A 6,035-nucleotide genomic window follows, 5' to 3' on the forward strand; every position below is an offset into this window, starting at 1 on the left:
GCCCGCTCTGAGCTCGCTGCTGGTGCGGCAGCTTGGACAACTCAGTAGCTGCATACCAGTTTCCAGCTGCCGTCGCCCGCCTTGGGCTCGCTGCTGGTCCACCAGTTGGCCTGCCAGACCGCCTTGTTGTTGGTCATACGATCACCGCCGTTGGCGTGATCCCCCTGCGGCCAGGTCGGATAGGCCTTGTAGGCGGCCGGATTGACGTTCTGGCTGCTGCAGGTGGTACCGCCCGGGTTCTCACCGCCACCACTGCTGCCCAGCACGGCCTCCGGCAGGGTCGGGAACTCGGCCTTGAGACCCGCAGTCTGGGTGCCGCTGATGAGGCGGATACCGCTCGGTACACCGGCGGCCGGCAGATAGTAGGTCATCGCCACTTCCACATCGCTGCCCGGCGCCCACGCCTTCCAGCTCGGCAGCGTGAAGGCCGCCTTGTGGAAGTCCTTCTCGTTGGCGATGCCGTCGGAGTTCTGGTTGCCGCCGCTCTCCACCACTTTCAGCCCCATCCCGCTTTGGTCGGTGATGGTGTCGGAGGTGGAGGTGGGCACCAGAAACTCGATGCGGGTACCGCCCGGAATGGTCTGGGTCGAGTTGTTGGTGAGTTTCAGGGTCGGGTTGATCGGGTAGTTGGAATCCCCCTCCTTGAAGCCGGAGAGGCTCACCGCGATGTCGAGCTGGGCAGTTGGCGCCGCCAGATCGTTCTGCCTGGTGTCGTACTTGGTCGCCTTGGCAAACTTGTCGTAGGCGAGCGTGGTCAGGGTATCCCCCATGCCGTACTCGTTCTTGGCCGGATCGAAAGCGTAGTCACCCGCCATCTCCCAGAACATGACCCCGCCCAGGCCCCGCTTGATGATGTAGTCGAGCTTGTGGCCCATGGACTCTTCATCTTCGGTGGAGAGGAACACCTTCTTCTCTTCGTTCCACAGCCAAGGCGCCTGCGCCTTGTCATCGTAGTAACGCACGTACTTGCCCTGCATCACGTGAGCCGGGTTGTTGGGATCCAGACCCCAGGCCTGGCCGTAGCTCGGCATGGTGGTGATACCCAGGCTCGCGGCGTTCTCCAGGTTCTTGGCATGCCACATGGGCACGGCACCACCGCCGATCTCCTTGCCGTTCTTGTCGAGATCGTGCCAGATGTTGTCGATGCCGACCGCCCCGTTGCCGCACGGAATGGTGCTGCCACCGGTACCCAGCTGACAATCACTCTGGCTCGGCAGGGCTGCCTTACCGCCCAGACCGTGGGTGCCACCGCTGACCCCTTGCCAGCCGCGGGTGTAGTAAGGCACGCCCACGTTGATCTTGCCGGCCGCCAGGGCGCCACGGAAGTAGTGGGCAGACCAGGCCGCGTTGAGGTAGCCGATGCCGCCAAACTGGCTCTGGGTATAGACGCCCCAGTGAGCGAGTTCGGCATCCGCCTTGTTGTCGAACAGGGCGGCGTTGTGACCGACGAAGTTGTTCCAGGCGCCGTGGAAGTCGTAGGTCATCAGGTTGACGTAGTCGAGGTACTGGGTGACCTGGAAGTTCTCCATGCCGCGCAGCAGGTAGGCCGAGGCCGGCGAGGCGATGGTCAGCATGTACTTGCGACCATCCTCGCTGCCGGCGCTGTCGAGCTTGCTGCGCAGGGTCTGCATCAGCACCTTGTAGTTGGCAAACAGCTTGCCGCGGCACTGGTTGGAGAGCGGGAAGTCGTTGGGGTTGCCCGCATCCTTCATGGAGGTGGGATACTCGTAGTCCACGTCGACCCCGTCAAAGCCGTACTGGCGGATGAAGCTCACCGCCGAGTTGGCAAAGGCGTTGATGCCGTCGGTGTTGACCGAGCAGTCACCCTTGGTAGTGGCGGTATAGAAGCCGCGGGTATCGGCCCAGCCCCCCACCGAGATCAGGGTCTTCACGTCCGGATACTGCTTCTTGTACTTCGACAGCAGGTTGAAATGGCCCTGGTAGGCGAACTCCGGATCCATCTCGGCACCCGGCACGCCGTCCCAGGTCATCTTGGTGGCCGAATCGTCCACCTTGATGGTGTGGCTCTGCTCGTCCACCGCCGCGAAGGCGTAGTTGATGTGGGTGATCTTGTTCCAGGGGATGTCGCTCACCAGGTAGGAGGGCAAGCCGTTCTTGCCGGTACGCCAGGAGGTGAAGTAGCCGATGACCCGGCGGGCGTGATCATCCCCCATGCACTCGTAACCGTCCGGGCGGTAGATCTGGCGAATGTCGCAGGAGAGGTTGCCACCGGTGGGCGGCAGGGCGGCCTCTTCCACCTGCACGTCGACCTGGGCCGATTCGCCGCTAAGGTTCTCCTTGTCGGTCGCCACCAGCTTGAGACCGGCCAGCCCCTTGCTCTGGGGCGTCCAGTTCACCTGCCAGGGGGCACTGGTGTCTTCACCCACTTTCTTGCCATCGACGAACAGCTCGACCTTGGCGACGTCGTCGTTGGCATCGGTGACGTTGCCGCTCACCGCCACGCTGCGACCCAGGGTCACCTTAGCGCCGGCGGCCGGGCTGCTGATGCTCACCTTGGGTGCCTCCGGCGCCACCACGGCGGCGACCTTGAAGCTGGAATCTGCTTCACTCAGTACCTTGCCGTCTTTATCCAGCGCCCGCGCCTTGAGGGCGTGGGCGCCGACACCGGCTGCACGCCAGCTGCCGTTCCAGGGCGAGGCACTCGCCGTGGCGACCAGGGTGCCGTCGATGAGGTACTCGACCTTGACCAGCGCCGTCACCGGGCCGCTCAGGGTCACCGCCAGCGCGACGCTGGCCCCTTCGTTGACACTGGCGCCGGCAGCCGGCGAGCTGACGGCTACGCCGAGCGCCGGAGGCGGCACCTCGCCGCCATAGAGTTTCCAGGCATCGGCCCAGACGACCCCGACACCGGGCTCATAGTGATAGGGCGAGGCCCCGCACCAGCCTGAGTAGGGAAATTCTTTGCACTCATAGAGGTTGCCGACGTTGCTGACGATGTCGCCGGCCTTGTAGGCGGTACCGGCCTGATAGGCGGGATAAGCGGCCTGTGCCCAGGCGGGCATGGCAGCCAAAGCCACCAGCATGGCAAGCCTGCTGGGCCTTAGGGTCTGTTGCATATTGTTATCTTCCTTGTTTTGTCTTGGCATTGGTCTCCAAGGCAAAGCACAAGCGCAACCTGCGTGATGGGCGCAGACAACTGGCAATGGACCTGCCACAAACGTCACCCTCACCCTGGGAAGCCCCGCTATCTGGATCGCTCGATCTGAAGACCGGAGGCATTGCGTCCCGGCGTCTCGGCCGGTTTGCCCTTTACCTGGGTTCCGTGAGGAACAAGCCGAGTATAGGAATCAACCAGCCGAGTCTCAATCTTCATTCTCGAGGAAAAATATGTGGATGCCAGCGGGATCACATTTTCGCCAATCGGATGAAATAACAAATTTGTCATTAGTTTCATGCTGTTAGCCAAGTCAAAAAAACCGGCATTGCCCTCATTTGTATCCCCGTAATGTGCGTTGGCTCACTGGTACGACATGCCAGAAATGTGACAATGCGCGCCCTTGGCCGATGCGCCAAGGCTATGGAAACACTGGCAAAAAATAAAAAAGGAACAGATATGAAAGGAACACGTACCCTGCTGTCGCTGGCCGTGGGGATTGCGCTCGCCTCTCCGTCCGTCTATGCCGCCGGCTTCAGCTGCCCGGCCGACAGCGACCTCACCCCGATCCCAGTCATTCAGGGCAGCGGTGACAAGAGCCCGCTTATTCCCGCCGACAAGTTCGAAAGCCCCCAGAGCGTCATGGTCAAGGCGGTGGTCTCTGGCCTTGGCGAAAGCCTCAACAAGGGGTTCTACCTGCTGGATGTGCAGGGCGATGGCAACCCCCAGACCTCGGACGGCATCTTCGTCTATCTCAACGACAAAAACTTCGCCAGCAAGTACCCGGACATCAAGCCGGGTGCCGAAGTCTGCCTGGAGGCCAAGGTCGAGGAGTATTACGGGCATACCCAGCTCAAGCCAATGACTGACAACGGCACCGCGCGCCTGCAGGTGATCGCCCAGGGCGCAGCCCCAGCCGCCATCCCGTTGCGGGTGCTGGAAAACGAGACCCTGGCCCGGGCGCTGGAGCGCCACGAAGGGATGCGGGTACGGCTCGATGCCGACAGCGCGCTCAAGATCAGCCGCAACTTCAGCTATGACTACGCCGCCCGGCGCAACAACCTGGTGCTCTCCCACCAGGCGCCGCTGATGAAGCCGACCCAGCTGCACGACGCCGGCAGCAAGGCTGCCAAGGCGCTGGCCAAGGCCAACGCCGGCAACAGGGTGTTCCTCGAATCGGACTTCAAGGCCGCCGACGGCAAACTGCCCTGGCTGCCGGCCTGGGAGCCTGAGCAGGGTTACCTGCGCATCGGCGACGCCCCGGTCAATCTGGACGCCATGGTGGGCTACAGCTACAACGAGTACCGGCTGATCGTGCCGCAGGATCAGGTGATCACCGCCGGCGATCTGCTGCGCACCAGCGACAACGACCGGCAGAGCGCCCCGGCCCGTGCCGACGGCACCGATTTGCGCGTCGGCAGCTTCAACGTGCTCAACTACTTCACCAGCCACTCCAGCGTGGGCGGTGCCCTCAACGTGCTGTGCAAGGATCAGGCGGATGCAGACAGCGCCAAGGGCTGCAACCGCGGCGCCAAGAATCTGGAAGATTTCCAGAAGCAGCGCACCAAGATCGTCAACGCCATCACCGAGATGGATGCCGACCTGCTCGGCCTGATGGAGATGGAGAACAACGGCTTTGACAGCCACTCCGCCATCAGCGACCTGGTGCAGGCCCTCAACGCCCAGCAGAAAGAGGCGGGCAAGCAGTACGCCTTCGTCACCCTGCCCAAGGCGCTGCTGCAGGGCGAGCACTACTTCGGCGGCGACGCCATCATGGTGGCCATGATCTACCGGCCGGCCAAGCTGACCCCGCAAGGGGACGCCAACGTCATCACCCTGCCGGTGCAGAAATACCTGGATGCCAAAGGGGTCGAGAAGCAGGCTTCCCAACGTGACTCCCTGGTGCAGACCTTCACCGTCGAGGGCAGCAAGGATCCGCTGACCCTGGTGGTCAACCACCTGAAATCCAAGGGCTCAGGCTGCCTGGAGAACCTGGACGGCAAGGAGCCGGCCGATCTGCAGGGCAAGTGCACCGAGTTCCGGGTCAGTACCGCCAAGGTGCTGGGCGAGGCGGTGAGCAAGCTGGCCGGCCAGGTGCTGCTGGTGGGCGACTTCAACTCCTACGCCCGGGAAGATGCGATCCGGGTGCTGACCGACTATGTGCCGACCGACGGTCAGCGCAAGATAGTCTCCGCCTCCCAGACCTTCCTCGGCGACCAGGTCTTTGAGCAGACCGGCAGCGAAGTGGCCAAGAGCTACGGCCTGGAGGACATGAACGTCAAGTTCAACAAGGAGAAGGCCATCTCCTACAGCTACGAGGCCGAGCTCGGCACCCTGGACTATGCCCTCGCCAACCCGGCGCTGGCCGACAAGGTGATCGCCGTGGCCGACTGGCACATCAACTCGTTCGAGAGCAACCTGTTCGAGTACGGCCGGGACTTCACCGGCGACATGATCAAGTCGGACAACCCGTTCAGCGCCTCCGACCACGATCCCATCATCGTCGACCTCAAGCTGAAAGAGGAGAGCAACGGCGGTGGTGGTGCCATGGGCGCCCTGCTGCTGGCCCTGCTGCCGCTGGCCTGGCGTCGCCGCCACGGCTGATGACCCTTGCCATCAAGCCAAAAGCCCGCAGCGATGCGGGCTTTTTTATGGATCGTCGGCACGACCGGTGAACGAAGCGCAAAACAAAAAGGCCACCGCAGTGCGGTGGCCTTTTCTACTTTCATTACGAAAGATGGTGGAGCTACGCGGGATCGAACCGCGGACCTCTTGCATGCCATGCAAGCGCTCTCCCAGCTGAGCTATAACCCCGATGTGTATGAGTGACGTTGAGTCACTCTGAATTTGGTGGAGCTACGCGGGATCGAACCGCGGACCTCTTGCATGCCATGCAAGCGCTCTCCCAGCTGAGCTATAA

2 protein-coding genes, 1 tRNA gene and 1 riboswitch are annotated in these 6,035 nt (G+C 62.6%); of the genes, 1 reads left to right on the top strand and 2 read right to left on the bottom strand.

Features of this window, described 5'->3' with window-relative positions; all coding sequences use genetic code 11:
- Window positions 1-41: 41 nt before the first annotated feature.
- Window positions 42-3,077 carry a glycosyl hydrolase family 18 protein gene (locus tag G5134_RS06270; RefSeq protein ID WP_421231925.1) on the bottom strand — a complete coding sequence of 1,012 codons (3,036 nt, stop codon included), beginning with the start codon at window positions 3,075-3,077 and terminating at the stop codon, window positions 42-44.
- Window positions 3,078-3,192: 115 nt separating this feature from the next.
- Window positions 3,193-3,278: riboswitch (cyclic di-GMP riboswitch) on the bottom strand.
- A 296-nt stretch (window positions 3,279-3,574) separates the two neighbouring features.
- Between G5134_RS06270 and G5134_RS06275 the strand changes: the two genes are divergently transcribed.
- Window positions 3,575-5,719, top strand: a complete 2,145-nt coding sequence (locus tag G5134_RS06275) for an ExeM/NucH family extracellular endonuclease (RefSeq protein WP_065017524.1) — start codon at window positions 3,575-3,577, stop codon at window positions 5,717-5,719.
- 134 nt (window positions 5,720-5,853) lie between these two features.
- Here the strand turns inward: G5134_RS06275 and G5134_RS06280 are convergent.
- A tRNA-Ala gene (locus G5134_RS06280) sits at window positions 5,854-5,929 on the bottom strand.
- Window positions 5,930-6,035: the final 106 nt, after the last annotated feature.

The sequence above is a fragment of the Aeromonas sp. 600276 genome (assembly GCF_049175815.1).
In the GTDB taxonomy this organism is placed as follows: Bacteria; Pseudomonadota; Gammaproteobacteria; order Enterobacterales; family Aeromonadaceae; genus Aeromonas; species Aeromonas dhakensis.